This window comes from Streptomyces coffeae, assembly GCF_016741875.1.
Classification (GTDB): domain Bacteria; phylum Actinomycetota; class Actinomycetes; order Streptomycetales; family Streptomycetaceae; genus Streptomyces; species Streptomyces coffeae.
In genome coordinates this window covers 89,314-108,620 of sequence record NZ_JAERRF010000010.1, presented here as the reverse complement: position 1 = coordinate 108,620, position 19,307 = coordinate 89,314, and the positions used below count along the sequence as shown (strand labels likewise).

Sequence of the window (19,307 nt, the reverse complement as noted above, 5' to 3'; positions counted from 1 at the left end):
TACGGTGATACGGCGGTCCATCCCCCCGGACATGCCGCACTATATGGTCTGCGCGGTTTCGGCTTCGGCCGCGCGGCCGGTGAGGACGGTGATGTCCTCGGCCGGCGATTCGGTACGGCCGTCGGGGAGGGGAGCCCCGACAGCGACCGGGGAGGGGAGCCCCGGCCGCGGCGAAGCCGCTTCTTGGGGATCGCTCATCATTCACTCTGCGTGAACACCTGCCACACCGTGGTCTGTTCACATGTGTCAATCACCGGTCGGCGCCGCGCCCTGCGCGGCTGCCCCTGGGGGGAGTTCACCATGGGTCGGATGACCCGGCCTGCCGCGGTATGCGCCGCGGCGGTCCCGCTGTCCGCAAGGGCACCGGCGATCGGCGCGAGTGCCGCACCGACACCGAGAATCGACCTGCGCGTCCTGGTCCTGGACGACAAAGGCCCGGCCACCGCGGCGATCACCGCCGAACTCAAGGATTCGGGCACGCCCTGCACCACCGTCGATCTGGGCCCGCGACTCGCTGGACGAACTCCTCGCGGACCGAGGTGAGTTGGTGGCCAGGGCCGTCCATCCCGATGAGATCGCCGCCGTGCCGGAGGCGGACGGGCTGACAGGTGATCAGGTTCAGGAGCGGTTCGGGCGCCGGGACACCTTCGAGCTCGCGGCCGAGCTGTACGCCCGGGTGCCGCGCCACTACCCCGAGGCCCCGCCGCGCCCCGACCCGTGGCGTGCGGTGCCCGGCCCGTTCCTGCTGCGCGGCCTGGTGTTCGCCCTGCCCGGACTCGGCTACGCCGTGGGCGCGCCGTTTCTCACCGGCCCGCCCGATGCGCTGGGCCTGCCCGCCGGAAGCGGTGCGCTGACCGCCTCCGCGCTCGTCGGCTGGGCCTGGAACCAGGGCCTCGCCCACCGCGCGTCGCCCGGGGGAGCGCTGGCCTTCGCGGCCGGGCAGTCGGCCTGTCTCGGGGCGGCCACCACCCTGTTGGTGCGGGGCAAGGAACGTCTGCTGCCGCCGGCGCTGCTCCCGACCGCCGTCGGAGCCGCACTCCTCCCCGCCACCGGACTGCCGCCCTGGGTGCGGGCGGTGGCCCTGCTCGCCACGGTCGCCACCGTGCTGCTCGGCCGGATGACCACACACCGCTGACCCGGCGCTGTCCGTCACCGGGCCGCACCGCATCACCGCACCGCAACCGCCATCCCATGTCACCGCACCAGAAGGGGAGTTCCCGCATGTCCGAAACCAGCTCTGCCGCCACCGCGACACCCCCGAACACCGCCGCCCCCGGCACCACCGTCGCCGTCACCGGCGCGGAGGGCTTCATCGGCTCGCATCTCGTCGAGGCGCTGGTGGCCACCGGCCACCGGGTGCGTGCCATGGTCCAGTACAACTCCTTCTCGTCCTTCGGGTGGCTGGAGACGCTGCCCAACGATGTGATGGCCCATGTCGAGGTGGTTCTCGGCGACGTCCGTGACCCGGGCTCGGTGGGCGGTCTCCTCCGGGGCACCGAGGCCGTCTACCACCTCGCCGCCCTGATCGCGATCCCGTACTCCTACCGGGCCCCGCACAGCTATGTCGAAACCAATGTGACCGGCACCCTCAACGTGCTGGAGGCGGTGCGCCACTTGGAGATCCCGCGTCTGGTGCACACCTCCACCAGCGAGATCTACGGCACCGCACAGACCGTCCCGATCACCGAGGACCACCCCGTCAACACCCAGTCCCCGTACGCCGCTTCCAAGGCCGGAGGGGACCGGCTGGCCGACAGCTACCACGCCGGGTTCGGCACCCCCGTGGTCACCCTGCGGCCGTTCAACACCTTCGGTCCGCGCCAGTCGATGCGCGCCGTGATCCCGACGGTCATCGGCCAGGTGGCGGCCGGACAGACCACCATCACCCTGGGCGACCTGCGCCCCACCCGGGACTTCACCTTCGTCAAGGACACCGCGGCGGCCTTCCTCGCCGTCGGCACCGCCCCCGCCGCCGATGTTGTCGGCCGCACCTTCAACGCGGGCACCGGCGGTGAGATCTCCGTCGGCGATCTGGTGGCCCTCGTCGGCAAGCTGATGGACACCCCGCTCGACGTCCGCGAGGACGCCCAGCGGGTACGGCCCGCCGACGCCGAGGTGATGCGGCTGGTGTGCGACGCCTCCCGGCTGCGCGCCGCCACCGGCTGGGCTCCCGCGCACACCCTCGAGGGCGGCCTGGAACACACCATCGCCTTCTTCCGCGACCCGGCCAACCTCGCCCGCTACAAGACGGACCTCTACAACGTCTGATCCGTCACCGCAGGGCCACCACCCAGCCACCCCACCGTCAATCCGGAGAGGAACCCACCCTGCACGCAGTCATCCTGGCCGGCGGCATTGGCGTCCGGCATCGTCCCTACACCACCGCGTTGCCCAAGCCGCTCGTCCCGATCGGCGAACAGCACGCCCTTCTGGAGATCGTGATGCGTCAGCTGTCCGCGGCGGGGTTCACCAGTTGCACCCTGGCCATGGGCCATCTCGGCCACATCATCCGCGCCTACACCGACTACGACCGGGCCAACGCCGAGTTCGACGCCCGCCGCGGCCTGCTGATCAAGGGAGCGTGAGGGCGGGTGCGCATTCTTGTCCTCGGTGCCACCGGTTTCCTGGGCCGGCACACCACCCGTCATCTGCGTACCCTGCCCGGGGTGCGGGTACTGCTCGGTGGCCGTTCGCCGGACGCCGACCTGACCGCCGACCTGGCCACCGCCGATCCGGCCCGGCTGGCCGCGGACCTGTGCGTGGTGCTGCGGGTGTTCAACCCGCTGGGCCCCGGCTCACCGACCGCCGGGCTGCCCGGACGGCTCGCCGCCGAACTGCGCCGGGCGGTGCCCCAAGGCCCGGAGGGCACGGTCCGGGTCGGCGATCTGTCCGCACACCGCGACTTCGTCGACGTACGCGATGTGGCGCGGGCCGCCGGGCTCGCCACCACCCCCGGTGAGCATCCGCGTGTGCTCAACATCGCCAGCGGTACGGCCCGTCCGGTGCGGGCGGTCGCCGAGGGGCTGGTGCGGGTCAGCGGCTTCCGCGGGCGGCTCGAGGAGCGCGACTGGAGTGCGACGGCGGGTCGGACCGCTCGGCCGCCGTCTCCTGGCAACAAGCTGACATCGCCGCTGCCGGGCGGGTCATCGGCTGGCAGCCCCGGCGCACCTTCGCCGATTCACTGGCCGGGCTGTGGGCGGCCGGCGCCAACCCGCCCGCGGTACCCGCGCTGTGACGCGACCCCAACGGCGGCTGCTGGTGCCGCGGCGTGATCCTCAACCTGGCCGACGGGTCGGGCCGCCGCCCCGACCCGGTGTTCGCCCGGACCGCCGCACGGTTGCGCGCGGCGGGTGTGCCGCTGCTCGGCTACGTCGACGCCGCGGCGGAAATCGGCCGGCACCGCCCCTTCAGGACGTGCCCGGCCATGGACCCGACCTGAAGGAGGGAGACCCGACACCTACCAACTGGCGGTTAAGTCAGGTGTTCCCGCACGGTCGGGGCGGACTGGTGCGGCATACGACCTCCATGGCAGGATGACCACGCGGCGTTGTTCGCCTTAACCAACCGTGAGGGCGTGCCGCCGTGAACTGCCACAAAAACAAGGGGGAGCGGATGGCCGTCGGGGCCGACAGGTCACCGGATGACGCCGGCAGTCGGCTGGCGGACCGGCTCAACTACCTGTTCGCGACCATGCACCCGCCGGGTGCCCCCTACACCAACGCCCATGTCGCCGAGGAGATCAGTGGAAGCGAGGAGTACGGCAAGGCGGGTCTGACCGAGCAGTATCTGTCGATGCTGCGCAACGGGAAGCGCACCAACCCCAGCCCGGACCTGCTGCGCGCACTGGCCAAGTTCTTCGCCGTGCCCGTCGGTTATCTGCTCGGCGACCTCTCGCCGTCACAGGCGGAGCGGGTGGAGGAAGAGGTGCGGTTCCTGGTCGCCATGCGCGACAAGCGGGTCCGCGGCATCGCGCTGCGCTCCGTGGGCCTCCCCCCGGAGGTCCAGGACAGCCTCACCGCCATCATCTCGCAGTTCCGGCAGCAGATGAACCTTCCGCCGGAGCCGGGGGGACCGGAGGGGCCCGCCGAACCGGACGGCGAGGCATCCCGTGGTCTGCGGTGAGGTGCGGTCACTGTTCCGCACCTGGTGCCGGACCGGAATCGAGGGTGGTACAGGCATGCGAGTGGGCCGGATACGACGGCGGTGCAAGCAGCTCATCAAGGAGCTCGGGCTGCCCGCCTCGACCGATCTGCCGCGCCTGTGCGCGATCGTGGCCGAGCGGGTCGGACGCCCCGTCCATCTGGTGCCGATGAGCCTGGGCGGTGTGGTCTCCGGTATGACGGCCAGCACCGACGAGGGATTCTGGATCTTCTACGAGCTCCGGACGTCTCCCTGGCACCAGATCCACATCGTGCTGCACGAGATCGGTCATCTGCTGCTGGGACATGACCAGGACCCGGCCGTCACCGAGGACGCGCTGCGCATGTGGGCCCCGTCCGTCGATGTCACCACCGCCATGCGGCGACTCGGCATGACCCCGGGCTTCGCCCGCCACCACTGCTACGACAACCTCACCGAGCGCGAAACCGAAGTCCTGGGCACCTTGCTGATGGAGCGTGTGGTGCCCGGCTCGTACGACCACGGGCTGCCGCTCCGGGGGCGGGCCGCCGAACTGGCCGCCGCCCTCGGCCCGGCGCTGCGCCATGTGCGCGACGCGGACACCACCCGTCCCCCTGGGGACGCTCCCGGCACCGGCGGTGGTGGAGCCCATGTTTGATCTGGTGTACCTGTGCTTCGGCGCCGCCGCATGGGCACTGGCCGGATACAAGGCCCGCGCCTGGTTCCGCGACCGCGGCAATGCCGACCTGGGGCTCGCGTGTCTGATGACCGGCGCCGTGGCCAATGTGTTCCTGCTCTCGGCGCCCAGCGTCTACCGCTGGTTCGACCGGCTGGTGGGCGTGGCCAATCTGGCCATGGTTCTCCTCTACTCCTCGGTGGTGGTGTTCGCCACCGGCGCCCTGGTGCTGCTGCTGCGCTGGACGGGCTCGGCGATCCGGCCGCGCGTCGTGGTGGCCGCCGTGGGCGTGGTGTGGGCGGTGGCGGTCACGGGCTTCGCCGTCGGCCGTCCGGACGCCGTGGAGCACCCCCGGGACTTCAGCACCGCCTATGCCGATGAGCCCGGAGTGGTCCTCTTCCTGGTGCTGTATCTGGCCATTTTCGGAAGCGGACTCGCGGGTCTTGGCGTCCTGTGTCCGCGCTATGCCGCGACCCTGCGCGGCTCCTGGCTCGCCCGGGGCTTGCGGGTGCTCGCCGCCGGGTGCTGGCTGGGCCTGGGGTACTGTGCCTGCAAGCTGATCGGCTTTGTCTTCTCCTGGGCCGGCCGGGAGCTGTACTGGCTCTCCAACGGCGTGGCCCCGCTGACCGCTTCGGTCGCCGCCCTGCTCGTCCTGGCCGGGTTCGCCCTTCCGGCCGGTGGCCCGCGCGCCTCCGCGTGGCGCAGGTTCCGGCGGCTGCGGCCGCTGTGGCGGGAAGTCACCGCCCAGGCGCCCGAAGTGGCCATGGGGCAGCCGCGCTGGACCGCCTGGTGGCCGCTGGCCGATCTGGAGTGGCGGGCCAACCGGCAGATGGCGGAGATCCGTGACGTCCAGCGCGGTGTGCGACGTCATGTGGAGGCCGATGTCCTCGAGATCGCGCGTGTCAAGGCACAGGCCGCACGGTTCGACGATTGGCAACTTGCTGCCGTAGTGGAAGCAGCGGCGCTCCGACGCGGTTTGCTGAATCAAGCACGTGGACACCTCCCGGACGCCGCCGCGGACAGCGTGGTGGTGACGACCCGGACCGAACTGGCCGACGAGCACGAGCACTTGGCCCGAGTCGCCGATGTCTACCGGCTGCCGCTGGTGGACGAGGTGCTCGCGGAGATGGGGGAGGGGACCGCCGCAACGCGGCGGTGACACAGGGGGATCGAAGACGAGGTGGCCCTGGACGGGGGTCGGGGCCGCCCGTGGCGCAGGCGGCGCCGGGAGGATTCAGTCCCGGCGCCGCCTTCCGGCCAGCGCCGCGCCGCACCACACACACCTTCCCCACCGTCTCCCACCGTCCGGATCGCGCCGTGGACTTCGGCCCCGACGGCGCCGTGGCCCCGACCCGGACCGGACGACCTAGGGTCGGGAGACATGACCGCGAACTCCACCCCCCGCGACACCACCGGGCTGCTGACCGATCCGTACCCCACCTGCGCCGCCCTCCGGGAGGAGGGTCCGGTCCACCGGATCACCGGACCCGACGGCAACCCGGCCTGGCTGGTCACCCGCTACGAGGATGTCCGGCGGGCGTTGGCCGACCCCCGGCTCTCCCTGGACAAGAGCAATGGCCTCCCCGGCAACTACCGCGGCTTCTCCCTGCCGCCCGCCCTCGACGCCAACCTCCTCAACATGGACCCGCCGGACCACACCCGGGTCCGCCGTCTGGTGGTGAAGGCATTCACCGCGGGCCGGGTCGAGGCAATGCGGGCTCCGGTACGGCGGCTGGCGGACGGACTGTTGGACGCCATGGAGTCCGTCGGCCGTGCCGATCTGATCGCGGACTACGCCGGGCCGCTCCCCATCGCGGTGATCTGCGATCTCCTCGGTGTTCCCCACAGCGACCGGCAGGACTTCCTCGCCTGGTCGGACGCCCTGATCACCCCCGATCCGAACCGTCCGGAGCAGGCCAAGGAGGCGATCGGCAGCATGCTGCGCTTCTACACCGGACTGATCGCCGCCAAGCGCGAAGAGCCCGGGGACGATCTGCTCTCCGCTGTGATCGCGGTCCGCGACGATGGCGAGGGCGGCCCCGGAGGGACGGACCGGCTCAGCGAGGACGAACTGACCTCACTCGCCTTTCTGCTCCTCTTCGCCGGATACGAAAATGTGGTCCATCTCATCGGGAATTCTGTATCCGGTCTGCTCGACCGCCCCGAACTGCTGCGCGCGCTGCGGGAGAAACCGGATGGGATCCCGGCCGTGATCGAGGAATTCGCCCGCTATGACGGATCGAGTCCGCTCTCGATCCGCCGCTTCCCGCTCGAGGACATCGAGATCGGCGGAGTGACCGTGCCCGCGGGGGAGACGGTGCTGCTCTCCATCGCCTCCGCCAATCGTGATCCTCGCCACTTCGAGGAACCGGACCACTTCAATCCACATGTTGTCCGGTCCGGGCACCTTGCCTTCGGTCACGGCATCCACTATTGCCTCGGTGCCCCGCTGGCCAGGATGGAGGTCGAAGTGGCGCTGGAAGCCCTGTTGAGCCGCTTTCCGGGGGTGCGACTCGATGTTTCGAAGGAGGAGCTGCGGTGGCGACCATCGATTCGTGCGCGTGGCCTGATCTCGCTCCCCATCGCATGGTGATCGGAAAAACGAACACGTTTGTGATGCATAACCCGGTCCCGATGCGGTAAAAAGGTCATCGAGCCCGCCCGGTGTGCATCCCCCGTCGCACCGGGCGGGCCTCGGTTCGCGCGGAGCCGTCCCGCGGTGGAGCTGGATACAGAGAGCAAGCTCACAGTCGATTCCTCTGCTCTGGCTTTAGAAGATCGCACTAGCCTCCTGCGTTATGACGGTCCTGCCTGACGGCCTTCCTCTTGCCGACGAATTCCCGGATGTGACGCGTGACCAATGGCGCCACCTCGTCGAAGGAGTGCTGCGTAAAAGCGGCACCTCGGACGCCGTAGGCGAACAGGCCGAAGCGGCCCTTGCGACCGCACTCGAGGACGGAATCTCCGTCCGCCCGCTCTACACCGCCGAGGACGCCCCGCAGGACGCGGGACTCCCCGGTTTCGCCCCGTTCGTCCGCGGCGGACGGCCCGAGGGCTCCACGGTCTCCGGCTGGGACGTACGCCAGCGCCACGCCCACCCCGACCCGGCCCGCACCAACCAGGCCGTCCTGACCGACCTGGAGAACGGCGTCAGCTCGGTGTGGCTGGCGGTCGGCGAGGACGGAGTGCCCGTCGACGCCCTGCCCCAGGCGCTGAACGGTGTCTATCTCGACCTCGCCCCCGTCGTCCTCGACGCGGGCGCCGACTTCGAGGCCGCCGCCCGCGCCCTGCTGCGGCTCTACGGCGAGCGTGAGGTGCCGTCGCACGCGGCGCTCGGCAACCTCGGCGCCGACCCGCTGGGCCTGGCGGCCCGCACCGGCCGGGACGAGGATCTGCCGGGGCAACTGGCCGCCACCGCCGGGCTGGCGGCCCTCAGCCATCGCGACTACCCCGGTGTCCGGGCCCTCACCGTGGACGGCCTGCCGTACCACGAGGCCGGTGGCTCGGCCGCCCAGGAGCTCGGCTGCTCGCTCGCCGCGGGTGTGGCGTATCTGCGGACGCTGACCGACGCCGGGCTCAGCGCCGAAGCCGCCTGCGGCGAGCTGGAGTTCCGCTACGCCGCCACCGCCGACCAGTTCCTGACCATCGCCAAACTGCGCGCCGCCCGGCGGCTGTGGGCCCGGGTCGCCCAGGTGTGCGGCGCGGCCCCCGAAGCGGGCGCCCAGCGCCAGCACGCGGTGACCTCCCCGGTGATGATGACCCGGCGGGACCCCTGGGTGAACATGCTCCGCACCACCGTGGCGAGCCTGGCCGCCGGGGTCGGCGGCGCCGACGCCGTCACCGTGCTGCCCTTCGACAGCGCCCTCGGCCGGCCCGACGACTTCGCCCTCCGCGTGGCCCGCAACACCTCCACCATCCTGCTCGAGGAGTCGCAGCTCGCCCGGGTGATCGACCCCGGCGGCGGCTCCTGGTACATCGAGCGGCTCACCGACGACGTGGCCCGCGCCGGATGGGCCTGGTTCCAGGAGATCGAGCGCGCCGGCGGCCTCGCCGCCGCCCTCGCCTCCGGCCTGGTGCGCGACCGGCTGGCCGACACCTGGGCCCGCCGCTCCCGCGATCTGGCCCGCCGCAAGGAGCCGATCACCGGCGTCAGCGAGTTCCCGAACCTCGCCGAACAGCCCGTGGAGCGCGAGACCGCGCCCGCGCCGCCCGGCGGCGGACTGCCCCGGGTACGCCGCGACGAGGCGTACGAGGCGCTGCGCGCCCGCTCCGACGCCCACCAGGCCGCCGAGGGCATCCGGCCCCGCGTCTTCCTGGCCGCGCTCGGCCCCGCGGCCGCGCACACCGCGCGCGCCACCTTCGCCGCCAACCTCTTCCAGGCGGGCGGTATCGAGGCGGTCACCGCGACTGGGGAGACGGTCACCGTGACCGCCGGGACCGTGGCCGACGCCTTCGCCGCCAGTGGCGCCCGCGTGGCGTGCCTGTGCTCCAGCGACACGCTGTACGCGGAGGAGGCCACCGGCGTCGCCGAGCGACTGAAGGCCGCCGGCGCACTCCAGGTGTATCTGGCCGGGCGGCCAGGGGATCGACAGGATGAGTACGAGCAGGCCGGAGTGGACGGATTCGTCTTCGCGGGCTGCAACGCGGTCGAGGTTCTCTCCTCGGCCCTGGACACCATGGGGGTGGCGTGATGGCGGGCGGTCCGCAGGACGCCGGAAGGATTCCGGACTTCTCGGGAGTCGAACTCGAGGCGCCCGGTGAGCGGCCCACGGCCACAGCCGCCGACTGGGCCGCCGGCTTGAGCGAGAACGTCGGCAAGGGTGTCGAGGACCTGGTGTGGGACACCCCGGAGGGCATCGGGGTCAAACCGCTCTACACCGCCGAGGACTTGACGGACCTGGACTTCCTGGGCACCTACCCCGGCGCCGCGCCCTATCTGCGCGGCCCGTACCCGACGATGTACGTCAACCAGCCCTGGACGATCCGGCAGTACGCGGGCTTCTCCACCGCCGAGGAGTCCAACGCCTTCTACCGCCGCAACCTCGCGGCCGGCCAGAAGGGCCTGTCGGTGGCGTTCGACCTGCCCACCCACCGCGGCTACGACAGCGACCACCCCCGGGTGACCGGCGACGTCGGCATGGCGGGCGTGGCCATCGACTCCATCTACGACATGCGTCAGCTCTTCGACGGCATCCCGCTGGACCGGATGAGCGTGTCGATGACGATGAACGGCGCGGTGCTGCCGGTGCTCGCGCTGTACATCGTGGCCGCCGAGGAGCAGGGGGTGCCGCCGGAGAAGCTGGCGGGGACCATCCAGAACGACATCCTCAAAGAGTTCATGGTCCGCAACACCTACATCTATCCGCCGCAGCCGTCGATGCGGATCATCTCCGACATCTTCGCGTTCACCTCGCAGAAGATGCCCCGCTACAACTCCATCTCCATCTCCGGCTACCACATCCAGGAGGCCGGGGCCACGGCCGACCTGGAGCTGGCGTACACGCTGGCCGACGGGGTGGAGTATCTGCGCGCCGGACTGGACGCCGGGATGGACGTGGACGCGTTCGCGCCACGGCTGTCGTTCTTCTGGGCCATCGGCATGAACTTCTTCATGGAGATCGCCAAGTTGCGGGCGGCCCGGCTGCTGTGGGCCAAGCTGGTCAAGCAGTTCGACCCCAAGAACCCCAAGTCGCTGAGTCTGCGCACCCATTCGCAGACCTCCGGCTGGTCGCTCACCGCCCAGGACGTGTTCAACAACGTGGCGCGCACCTGTGTCGAGGCGATGGCGGCCACCCAGGGCCACACCCAGTCGCTGCACACCAACGCGCTGGACGAGGCGCTGGCGCTGCCCACCGACTTCTCCGCGCGTATCGCCCGCAACACCCAGATCCTGCTCCAGCAGGAGTCGGGCACCTGCCGGGTGATCGACCCCTGGGGCGGCAGCGCCTACGTCGAGAAGCTCACCCACGATCTGGCGCGGCGGGCCTGGCAGCACATCGAGGAGGTCGAGGCGGCCGGCGGTATGGCCAAGGCCATCGACGCGGGCATCCCCAAGCTGCGTGTGGAGGAGGCCGCGGCCCGCACCCAGGCGCGTATCGACTCCGGCCGCCAGCCGGTGATCGGCGTCAACAAGTACCGGGTGGACAGTGATGAGCAGATCGAGGTCCTCAAGGTCGACAACACCTCGGTGCGCGCCCAGCAGATCGAGAAGCTGCGGCGGCTGCGCGCCGAGCGGGACGAGGCGGTGTGCCAGGACGCGCTGCGACGGCTGACCGCCGCCGCGGAGTCCGGACCGGGCACCGGCCTGGAGGGCAATCTGCTGGCCCTCGCCGTGGACGCGGCCCGCGCCAAGGCCACCGTGGGCGAGATCTCCGACGCACTCGAGAAGGTCTACGGGCGCCACTCCGGCCAGATCCGTACGATCTCCGGTGTGTACCGAGAAGAGGCCGGATTGTCGTCCGGTGTGGACCGTACCCGCGCCCTGGTCGACAGGTTCGAGGAGGCCGAGGGCCGCCGCCCCCGCATCCTGGTCGCCAAGATGGGCCAGGACGGGCACGACCGCGGCCAGAAGGTGATCGCCACAGCCTTCGCCGACCTGGGCTTCGACGTGGACGTCGGCCCGCTGTTCCAGACCCCGGAGGAGGTCGCCCGGCAGGCGGTGGAGGCCGATGTGCACATCGTCGGCGTCTCCTCGCTCGCGGCCGGCCACCTCACCCTGGTGCCCGCGCTGCGCGAGCAGCTGGCCGAGGCGGGGCGCGAGGACATCACCATCGTCGTAGGCGGGGTCATTCCGCCGCAGGACGTCCAGACCCTGCACGAGGCCGGTGCCGCCGCCGTCTTCCTGCCGGGCACGGTCATCCCCGACGCCGCCCACGACTTGGTCAGGTCGCTTGCCGTCGGCCTCGGCCACGAGCTGTAGGCCCATGCGGCCGGCCAAGCGACCGTCCATCGACATCGACACCTACGCCAAGGGTGTGCTCGACGGATCGCGCGCGTACATCGCCCGCGCGATCACCCTCGTCGAGTCCACCCGGCCCGACCACCGCGACCTCGCCCAGCGGCTGCTGATCGAGCTGCTGCCGCACACCGGCGGGGCGCGGCGGGTCGGTATCAGCGGTGTGCCCGGGGTGGGCAAGTCCACCTTCATCGACGCCCTGGGCACCCTGCTCACCGGGCTCGGCCACCGGGTCGCGGTACTCGCCGTCGACCCGTCCTCCAGCCGCACCGGCGGCTCCATCCTGGGCGACAAGACCCGGATGGAGCGGCTGTCCGTCGACCCGAACGCCTTCGTCCGCCCCTCGCCGAGCGCCGGAACGCTCGGCGGGGTCGCCCGCGCCACCCGCGAGTCCATGGTCGTCATGGAGGCCGCGGGCTATGACGTGGTGCTGGTGGAGACCGTCGGGGTGGGCCAGTCCGAGACCGCCGTGGCCAACATGGTCGACTCCTTCCTGCTGCTCTCCCTGGCCCGCACCGGCGACCAGCTCCAGGGCATCAAGAAGGGCGTCCTGGAGCTGGCCGACGTGGTCACCATCAACAAGGCCGACGGACCGCACGCCCGCGACGCCAAGTCCGCGGCCCGGGAACTGGCGGGCGCGCTACGGCTGTTGCAGCCGCCGGACGCCCCCTGGAACCCGCCCGTCCTCACCTGCAGCGCCCGCGAGGGCAGCGGTCTCGACGTGGTGTGGGAGCGCCTGGAGCAGCACCGCCGGGTGCTGGAGGCCACCGGCGCACTGGATACCAAGCGCCGGGACCAGCAGGTCGACTGGACCTGGTCGATGGTGCGCGACCAGCTGCTGGCCCGGCTGCACGCACACTCCGAGGTACGGCGCCTGGGACCGCTGCTGGAACAGCAGGTCCGCGAGGGCACGCTGACGGCGACGCTGGCCGCGGACCGGCTGCTTGAGGCGTTCCGGACGACGGACGACCATTGACCCGTGGACGGCGACGACACTCCTGCGCACGGTGACAGCACAGCGGCGATGCTGCGCGAGGCCGCCGCGGTAGGTCCGTTCTTCGCCCTGCGCACCGGGGGCGCAGGACCGCGCGCCGAGGGGTATGTCCCCCTCGGCGCGGTCTACCGGACCGTCGACGGCCGGGCCGCGCCCCCGCTGCTCGCCCGTATCGACGCCGTCGCCACGACCCTGCGCACCGACGAGCGCCGGGTCGCGGCGTCCCTGGTCTTCCAGGGGCTCGCGGCCCGGCTGTGGTCGCTCGCGCTCGCCCCGGCCGCGCTCCACGGCCGGGTGCCGGAGCTGCGCCCCGACCGTCTGTGGTGGAACCCGGCCCGGATGGCCCCCGACGATCTGTGGCACCCCGACCCCTTGCGCGTCCACGGCGAACCCGCCGGGCTCGCCGGACAGCTGGCGCAGACCGCGTACGTCCATCTGCGGCCGCTGCACCATGCCGTCCGCGCCGCCTGCCCGGTCTCCGGACGGCTGCTGTGGGGCAACGCGGCCTCGGCGCTGGCCGGTTCACTGCGGGTGCTGCACGACTGGTGCCGGGCGCAAGGCCGGGGGGACGCGGCGGACCGCGCCACCGCGCTCGTCCATACCCTGTTCCAGACCCCGCCGCTGAGTGACACCGGCACCCTGACCACCGCGCCGCTCTCCTTCCGCCGCCGCACCTGCTGTCTCTACTACCGGGTGCCGGGTGGTGGGTTGTGCGGCGACTGCGTGCTCCACCGGATCCCTCGCGCCGAACGCGGCGCAGGTCACAGCGGTGGGGGCTGATCCCGCGACGACCCGGTCGGTACGGTGTGCGGGTGCCGATGAACGAGAACCTGTTCTCATCCTGGGCGGCCTGGCGCCGCCGCACCGCGTCCCGCCTGGTGCACCGCGGATCGCGCTGGGTGCGGCAGGCCGGCGCGGTGACCCGGGAGCGCCCCGGCCCTTACCGCTTCGGTGCCATCGGTGTCGGCACCCGGCTGGCCTTCCCCCAGGGCACCGTCTTCGGAGAGCCGTGGATCCACCTCGGCGACCACTGCGTCATCGGCGAGCAGGTGACCCTGACCGCGGGCATGATGCCCGGCCTCGACCTCGGCCCGGATCCCGTACTCCGCCTGGGCAACGGGGTGGTGCTGGGCCGCGGCAGCCATGTGATCGCCTCCCGGACCGTGGAGTTCGGCGACGATGTGTTCTGCGGTCCGTACGTCTACGTGACCAGCGACAACCACTCCTATGACGACCCCGAGCAGCCCATCGGCCGGCAGTGGCCGCGCTCCGCGCCGGTGTCCATCGGCTCCGGAAGCTGGCTGGGCGCCGGGGCGGTGATCCTGCCCGGAGCACGGCTCGGCCGCAATGTGGTGGTGGCCGCGGGCGCGATCGTCCGCGGCGAGGTGCCCGACCACGCGGTGGTCGCCGGAGCGCCCGCCCGGATCATCCGGCGCTGGGCTCCCGACGCGGGCTGGCAGCCGCCGTTGCGGACACCGCCACCGAAGCCCATCCCCGCGGGGATGACGGCCGAGCAGTTGATGGCGCTCGCCGAACTGGAGCCGGACGACGGTCCGGTGCGGGAGCAGGAGGGGGAGCGGCAGCGGCCGGAGCAGGTGCCGGGGCCACGGGTGGCCGACGGCTGACCTGCCCCGGGGCGGGGTGCGTCGTAGCAGCTCAGTAGAGTTCCGCTGTGCGCCGTCCCACCGCACATCGTGCCGTCCGTCCCTCCGAACTCCTCGATCTCTCCGAACGACGTGAGGTAGCGCCGTGAGCCCCGCCCGACCCCCCGTGACCGTCGTCGGCATCGGCGCCGACGGCTGGGACGGCCTCGCGGCCACGGGCCAGGACGCGCTGCGGTCGGCCGAGGTGGTCATCGGCGGCCCCCGTCAGCTGGCGCTGCTGCCCCCGGAGTGCCGCGCCGAGCGGCTGCCCTGGCCGTCGCCGCTGCGCCCCGCCGTCCCCGGGCTGTTCGCCGGACTCACCGGGCGCCAGGTCTGCGTACTGGCCAGCGGCGACCCGATGTTCTTCGGGATCGGCCGCACCCTGGCCGAGGAACTGGGCGCCGAACGGCTGCGGGTGCTGCCTCATCCGTCGTCCGCCTCCTACGCGTGCGCCCGGCTCGGCCGCCCGCTGGAGGAGATCGAGGTGATCAGCCTCGTGGGCCGGCCGTTGGCTGCCCTCGCCAGGTCCCTGTACCCGGGGCAGCGGCTGCTGGTGCTCAGCGCGGGCGCGGACACCCCGGCCGAGGTCGCCGGGCTGCTGCGGGACCGCGGCTTCGGCCCGAGCCGGATGCGGGTGCTGGAACAGCTCGGCGGCGAGCGCGAGCGCACCGTGGACGGCATGGCCGACACCTGGGCCCATCCGCCCGGCGACCCCCTCAACATCATTGCCGTCGACTGCGTCCCGGCGGACGGGACACCACGGCTCCCGGTGACCCCGGGACTGCCGGACGCGGCGTACGAACACGATGGCCAGCTGACGAAGCGTCATGTCCGGGCGGCCACGCTCGCCGCGCTCGCCCCCGCCCCCGGTGAACTGCTGTGGGACATCGGCGGCGGCTCCGGCTCCATCGCCGTGGAGTGGATGCGTGCCCATCGCACCTGCCGGGCGTTCTCCGTCGAACGCGACCCGGTGCGGGCCGAGCGCATCGGGCGCAACGCCGCCGCGCTCGGAGTGCCGGGCCTCGGCGTCATCACCGGCGCGGCACCCGGTGCGCTGGCCGGACTGCCCACCCCCGACGCGGTGTTCATCGGCGGCGGCGCCACCGCGCCCGGACTGCTGGAGACCTGCTGGTCGGCGCTGCCACCGGGCGGGCGGCTCGTCGCCAACACCGTGACGCTCGAATCCGAGGCGCTGCTCGCCGACTGGTACCGCCGCCACGGTGGTGAACTGGTCCGGATCGCCGTCGCCCACGCCGCCCCGGTCGGCGGCTTCACCGGGTGGCGGCAGGCCATGCCGGTCACCCAGTGGTCCGTGGTCAAACCGGTCGGCCGGCCGGCCCCATCCGTTGCAGGAGAGACACGATGACGGTGTATTTCATCGGCGCGGGCCCCGGCGCCGCCGACCTGATCACGGTGCGCGGCGCCCGGACCCTCGCCCGCTGCCGGGTGTGTCTGTACGCGGGCAGCCTCGTACCGCGCGAACTGCTGGCCGAATGCCCGCCGGACGCCCGGCTCGTCGACACCGCACGGCTCGATCTGGACCGGATCACCGCCGAGCTGGTGGCGGCCCATGAGGCGGGCGAGGACGTGGCCCGGCTGCACTCCGGTGATCCGTCGGTGTTCAGCGCCGTGGCCGAGCAGATGCGCCGCCTCGACGCGGCGGGTGTGCCGTACGAGGTGGTGCCCGGTGTTCCCGCCTTCGCGGCGGCCGCCGCCGCGCTGGGGCGCGAGCTGACCGTGCCCACGGTCGGCCAGACCGTCATCCTCACCCGGATCGCCCAGCAGGCCACTCCGATGCCGGACGGGGAGGACCTCGCGACCCTCGGCCGCAGCCGCGCCCTGCTGGTGCTGCACCTCGCCGCCCGTTATGTGGACCGGGTGGTGGCCGAACTCCTTCCGCACTACGGCGCCGACTGCCCGGCGGCGGTGGTCGCCATGGCCAGCCGCCCGGACGAGCTGGTGCTGCGCGGCACGCTGGGTGAGATCGCCGAGCAGGTGAAGGCGGCGGGCGTGGTCCGCACGGCCGTCATCATGGTGGGCCGCACCCTGGGCGCCGAGCAGTTCCGCGACAGCCACCTCTACTCCAGCGAGCGCGAGCGCCCGCACGAGTCGTGCGGCACCGACGCCGGTTGAGACCCGGTGGGGAATCGGTTGAGACCCGGTTGAGGGACGTCGCCGCGGACCGATGAGTTCCGCACGGCCGGGCGGTCTCCCTTTCCGTAGCCTCAAGGCGAGGCGAGGAAGAGGAGCCGGTCCCATGCGTATCGCGATCACCGCATTCATGAGTCTGGACGGCGTCGTACAGGCGCCCGGCGGCCCCGACGAGGACACCGACGGCGGTTTCGCCCACGGCGGCTGGACGCATCCGTACTTCGACGAAGAGGTCGTCGGCGGTGCCTTCGACGAGGCGCTGGGCAAGGCCCAGGCGCTGCTGTTCGGCCGCCGCACCTGGCAGGTGATGGCCGCCGCGTGGCCTGAGCGGGCCGGTGACCCGTTCGCCGACCGGATGAACGCGATTCCGAAGTACGTGGTGTCCACCACGCTCGGGGACCACGAGCTGACGTGGCAGAACACCACCCTTATCCCCGGTGACGAGGCCGTGGCGCGCCTCCGTGAGCTGCGCGCGGCCGAGGGCGGCGATCTGCTGGTGATGGGAAGCTCCGCGCTCGCCCGCACCCTGCTGCGCGAGGACATGGTCGATGAGCTCCGGCTCATGCTCATGCCGGTGATCCTCGGCGGCGGTAAGACGATCTTCCCCGGCGACGGTGCCCGGCGCGGGTTCCAACTGGTCTCCACGGTCACCAGCGCCAAGGGTGTGCAGGTGTGCACCTTCCGGCCCGCCGGCCGATCGGAGTAGCGGCTACTCAGCATCGCGAGAGCGCCCGGGAACGCGCCGACCGACGGCGGTACCGCTCCGGCTCAGCCGTCGCGCGGGCCGCGTTCGGCGGCGCGGCCCACGACCGTGCCCGCGCGGTCGATGCAGATGACGTCCACCGCGACCGGCGCGCCGCGCAGCACGCCGAGCGCGGTGTCGCGGGCCGCCGCGGCCACCAGATCGCCGAGTGGCACAGCGCGCGCCGCGCACAACTGGAGCGCTTCCAGACCGGTGTTGGCCGTGGCCACCGCCGCCGCGAGCTCCTCGTCCGCGCCGCCCCGGCGGGCCAGTTCCGCCAGGAAACCCTTGTCCACCTGGGAGCGTGAGGAGTGCAGATCCAGGTGGCCCGCCGCCAGTTTGGAGAGCTTGGCGAAACCACCCGCGACCGTCAGCCGGTCCACCGGGTGGCGGCGCAGATACTTGAGCACGGCCCCGGCGAAGTCGCCCATGTCCAGCAGCGCGTCCTCCGGCAGCCCGTGCACGGCCACCGCCACCTTCTCCGAGGTCGAGCCGGTGCAGCCGGCCACATGCCGCCGCCCCGCCGCCCTGGCGACATCCACCCCGCGACGGATGCTGTCGATCCACGCGGAGCAGGAGTACGGCACCACGATGCCCGTCGTGCCGAGGATGGACAGACCGCCGAGGATGCCGAGACGGGGATTCCACGTACTGCGGGCGATCTCCTCGCCGTGGTCCACCGAGATCTCCACCTCGACATCGCCCGTCCCGCCGTGGCAGGCCGCGACCGAGGCGATGTGGTCGCGCATCATCTGGCGCGGCACCGGGTTGATGGCCGGTTCGCCGACCTCGAGCGGCAGTCCGGGCCGGGTGACGGTGCCCACTCCCGGACCGGCCCGGAAGACCACACCGGCACCCGGTGGCAGCGCCCGTACCGTGGCCCGGACCAGCGCGCCGTGGGTCACATCGGGATCGTCCCCGGCGTCCTTCACCACCGCGGCCATCGCCCGTCCCCCGGACAACTCCTCGGCCGCCAGCGCGAACGCGGGCCGCTGCCCCTTCGGCAGCTCGATCGTCACCGGGTCCGGGAACTCACCGGTCAGCAGCGCGGTGTACGCGGCCGTGGTGGCCGCCGTCGCACACGCGCCGGTGGTCCAGCCGTGGCGCAGCCCGGTGCGCTCCAGCTGGGCGCTGCGGCCACCGGCCTGCCGGGCCTCAGCCACGGCCCACCCGCCGTGCGTACGATGACGGGCGCAGCCAGGACGGTCGGTACGGCCCCGCGGACGACCGCACGCAGGACGGAAGGCACCCGATGAACAGCGCTCCGGCGCGCCATGTACTCATCCTCGGCGGCACCACCGAGGCCCGCCGCCTCGCCGCCGAGCTGGACCGCGACCCCGCGCTGCGCGTCACCAGCTCCCTCGCCGGGCGGGTCGCCGAGCCGCGGCTGCCCGCGGGACAGGTGCGGATCGGCGGGTTCGGGGGTGCCGAGGGCATGGCCCACTGGCTCCGTGAGCACCAGGTGGACGCGCTCATCGACGCCACCCATCCTTTCGCCGACACCATCAGTCTCAACGCGGCCCGAGCCGCCGCGTCCGTCCATGTTCCCCTGCTCGCGCTGCGCCGTCCCGGCTGGGTGGCGGGCCCGGGGGACCGCTGGCACCCGGCCGTGTCCCTGGCCGAGGCCGCGCGGCTGCTGCCGGGGCTGGGCGAGCGGGTCTTCCTCACCACCGGACGGATGGGCCTTGCCGCCTTCGCCCAGTTGTCCGAGCAGTGGTTCCTGATCCGCTCGGTCGACGCACCGGAGCCGCCGGTCCCGCCGCGCGCGGAGGTGATCCTCGACCGTGGGCCCTTCACGCTCGAGGGCGAGGCGGAGCTGCTGCGCCGCCACCGTATCGACGTCGTGGTGACCAAGGACAGCGGGGGCGGCGCCACCGCCGCCAAGCTCACGGCGGCGCGCGAGGCCGGACTTCCGGTGGTCGTGGTGCGCCGTCCGCCGGCCCCGGAGGGCGTCGCGGTGGCCGGGGCGCCGGACGAGGCCGTCGCCTGGCTGCGTACGACCCTTACCCGGTAGGCCGGGGCCGCCG

Annotated in this window: 18 protein-coding genes and 2 pseudogenes; 19 read left to right on the top strand and 1 reads right to left on the bottom strand. The window is 72.4% G+C overall.

The annotated features are described in order from the left end of the window. Positions 1-309: 309 nt before the first annotated feature. The 18 genes and pseudogenes from JK363_RS19095 to JK363_RS19010 all read left to right on the top strand — a co-directional run bounded on the left by JK363_RS19095 (position 310) and on the right by JK363_RS19010 (position 17,244). Positions 310-543 carry a hypothetical protein gene (locus JK363_RS19095; protein WP_201876349.1) on the top strand — a complete coding sequence of 78 codons (234 nt, stop codon included), beginning with the start codon at positions 310-312 and terminating at the stop codon, positions 541-543. Between the two features lie 4 nt (positions 544-547). Beyond that, positions 548-1,135 carry a hypothetical protein gene (locus tag JK363_RS19090; RefSeq protein WP_201876139.1) on the top strand — a complete coding sequence of 196 codons (588 nt, stop codon included), beginning with the start codon at positions 548-550 and terminating at the stop codon, positions 1,133-1,135. Between the two features lie 86 nt (positions 1,136-1,221). Beyond that, the gene (locus JK363_RS19085) at positions 1,222-2,268 is read left to right on the top strand and encodes a GDP-mannose 4,6-dehydratase (protein ID WP_201876138.1); all 1,047 of its coding nucleotides are present in this window, start codon (positions 1,222-1,224) and stop codon (positions 2,266-2,268) included. A gap of 59 nt (positions 2,269-2,327) precedes the next feature. Further along, positions 2,328-2,519: pseudogene (locus tag JK363_RS19080) on the top strand (sugar phosphate nucleotidyltransferase); the annotation flags it as partial. A 72-nt stretch (positions 2,520-2,591) separates the two neighbouring features. Beyond that, a pseudogene (locus tag JK363_RS19075) lies at positions 2,592-3,235 on the top strand (NAD-dependent epimerase/dehydratase family protein). Between the two features lie 33 nt (positions 3,236-3,268). After that, positions 3,269-3,439 (top strand): hypothetical protein, encoded by a 171-nt coding sequence (locus tag JK363_RS19070; RefSeq protein WP_201876137.1) that lies wholly within the window; start codon positions 3,269-3,271, stop codon positions 3,437-3,439. Between the two features lie 173 nt (positions 3,440-3,612). Continuing rightward, entirely contained in the window at positions 3,613-4,122 is a 510-nt protein-coding gene (locus JK363_RS19065; protein ID WP_201876325.1) for a helix-turn-helix domain-containing protein, read from the top strand. Between the two features lie 55 nt (positions 4,123-4,177). Then, the gene (locus tag JK363_RS19060) at positions 4,178-4,777 is read left to right on the top strand and encodes a hypothetical protein (RefSeq protein WP_236075934.1); all 600 of its coding nucleotides are present in this window, start codon (positions 4,178-4,180) and stop codon (positions 4,775-4,777) included. Then, a complete protein-coding gene (locus tag JK363_RS19055; RefSeq protein WP_201876135.1) occupies positions 4,770-5,954 on the top strand; it encodes an MAB_1171c family putative transporter in 1,185 nt (394 codons plus the stop codon). Before JK363_RS19060 ends, JK363_RS19055 begins: the two co-directional genes overlap by 8 nt. Before the next feature lie 222 nt (positions 5,955-6,176). Then, positions 6,177-7,388, top strand: a complete 1,212-nt coding sequence (locus JK363_RS19050; RefSeq protein WP_201876134.1) for a cytochrome P450 family protein — start codon at positions 6,177-6,179, stop codon at positions 7,386-7,388. Positions 7,389-7,593: 205 nt separating this feature from the next. Next, positions 7,594-9,486: a methylmalonyl-CoA mutase small subunit gene (gene mutA, locus JK363_RS19045; RefSeq protein ID WP_201876133.1), complete on the top strand. Its 1,893-nt coding sequence runs from the start codon at positions 7,594-7,596 to the stop codon at positions 9,484-9,486. Beyond that, a complete protein-coding gene (scpA, locus tag JK363_RS19040; protein ID WP_201876132.1) occupies positions 9,486-11,714 on the top strand; it encodes a methylmalonyl-CoA mutase in 2,229 nt (742 codons plus the stop codon). The genes mutA and scpA overlap by 1 nt, the downstream gene beginning before the upstream one ends. Positions 11,715-11,718: 4 nt before the next feature. Further along, a complete protein-coding gene (meaB, locus tag JK363_RS19035) occupies positions 11,719-12,726 on the top strand; it encodes a methylmalonyl Co-A mutase-associated GTPase MeaB (protein WP_201876131.1) in 1,008 nt (335 codons plus the stop codon). Positions 12,727-12,729: 3 nt separating this feature from the next. Next, positions 12,730-13,524 carry a (2Fe-2S)-binding protein gene (locus JK363_RS19030; protein WP_307821784.1) on the top strand — a complete coding sequence of 265 codons (795 nt, stop codon included), beginning with the start codon at positions 12,730-12,732 and terminating at the stop codon, positions 13,522-13,524. 32 nt (positions 13,525-13,556) lie between these two features. Continuing rightward, a complete protein-coding gene (locus JK363_RS19025) occupies positions 13,557-14,369 on the top strand; it encodes an acyltransferase (RefSeq protein WP_307821783.1) in 813 nt (270 codons plus the stop codon). A 124-nt stretch (positions 14,370-14,493) separates the two neighbouring features. Beyond that, positions 14,494-15,753 carry a precorrin-6y C5,15-methyltransferase (decarboxylating) subunit CbiE gene (cbiE, locus tag JK363_RS19020; RefSeq protein ID WP_201876130.1) on the top strand — a complete coding sequence of 420 codons (1,260 nt, stop codon included), beginning with the start codon at positions 14,494-14,496 and terminating at the stop codon, positions 15,751-15,753. After that, complete coding sequence (gene cobM / locus JK363_RS19015; RefSeq protein ID WP_201876129.1) at positions 15,750-16,520, top strand: precorrin-4 C(11)-methyltransferase; 771 nt, start codon at positions 15,750-15,752, stop codon at positions 16,518-16,520. The genes cbiE and cobM overlap by 4 nt, the downstream gene beginning before the upstream one ends. Before the next feature lie 124 nt (positions 16,521-16,644). After that, on the top strand, positions 16,645-17,244 hold the full coding sequence (locus JK363_RS19010) for a dihydrofolate reductase family protein (RefSeq protein WP_201876128.1): 600 nt from the start codon (positions 16,645-16,647) through the stop codon (positions 17,242-17,244). A gap of 62 nt (positions 17,245-17,306) precedes the next feature. Here JK363_RS19010 and JK363_RS19005 read toward each other — a convergent pair whose 3' ends face one another. Then, positions 17,307-18,443 (bottom strand): cobalt-precorrin-5B (C(1))-methyltransferase, encoded by a 1,137-nt coding sequence (locus tag JK363_RS19005; RefSeq protein WP_201876127.1) that lies wholly within the window; start codon positions 18,441-18,443, stop codon positions 17,307-17,309. 89 nt (positions 18,444-18,532) lie between these two features. On the opposite strand from JK363_RS19005, the gene JK363_RS19000 reads away from it, so the two are divergent. Further along, positions 18,533-19,294, top strand: coding sequence for a cobalt-precorrin-6A reductase (locus JK363_RS19000; protein WP_201876126.1), 762 nt, complete (start codon positions 18,533-18,535; stop codon positions 19,292-19,294). Positions 19,295-19,307 lie beyond the last annotated feature (13 nt).

What these genes read in the sequence shown, in the direction of transcription:
- JK363_RS19095 (WP_201876349.1), top strand. Translation starts at nt 310, where the DNA reads ATGACCCGGCCTGCCGCGGTATGCGCCGCGGCGGTCCCGCTGTCCGCA.
- JK363_RS19085 (WP_201876138.1), top strand. Translation starts at nt 1,222, where the DNA reads ATGTCCGAAACCAGCTCTGCCGCCACCGCGACACCCCCGAACACCGCC.
- JK363_RS19065 (WP_201876325.1), top strand. Translation starts at nt 3,613, where the DNA reads ATGGCCGTCGGGGCCGACAGGTCACCGGATGACGCCGGCAGTCGGCTG.
- JK363_RS19060 (WP_236075934.1), top strand. Translation starts at nt 4,178, where the DNA reads ATGCGAGTGGGCCGGATACGACGGCGGTGCAAGCAGCTCATCAAGGAG.
- JK363_RS19055 (WP_201876135.1), top strand. Translation starts at nt 4,770, where the DNA reads ATGTTTGATCTGGTGTACCTGTGCTTCGGCGCCGCCGCATGGGCACTG.
- JK363_RS19050 (WP_201876134.1), top strand. Translation starts at nt 6,177, where the DNA reads ATGACCGCGAACTCCACCCCCCGCGACACCACCGGGCTGCTGACCGAT.
- mutA (WP_201876133.1), top strand. Translation starts at nt 7,594, where the DNA reads ATGACGGTCCTGCCTGACGGCCTTCCTCTTGCCGACGAATTCCCGGAT.
- scpA (WP_201876132.1), top strand. Translation starts at nt 9,486, where the DNA reads ATGGCGGGCGGTCCGCAGGACGCCGGAAGGATTCCGGACTTCTCGGGA.
- meaB (WP_201876131.1), top strand. Translation starts at nt 11,719, where the DNA reads ATGCGGCCGGCCAAGCGACCGTCCATCGACATCGACACCTACGCCAAG.
- cobM (WP_201876129.1), top strand. Translation starts at nt 15,750, where the DNA reads ATGACGGTGTATTTCATCGGCGCGGGCCCCGGCGCCGCCGACCTGATC.
- JK363_RS19010 (WP_201876128.1), top strand. Translation starts at nt 16,645, where the DNA reads ATGCGTATCGCGATCACCGCATTCATGAGTCTGGACGGCGTCGTACAG.
- JK363_RS19000 (WP_201876126.1), top strand. Translation starts at nt 18,533, where the DNA reads ATGAACAGCGCTCCGGCGCGCCATGTACTCATCCTCGGCGGCACCACC.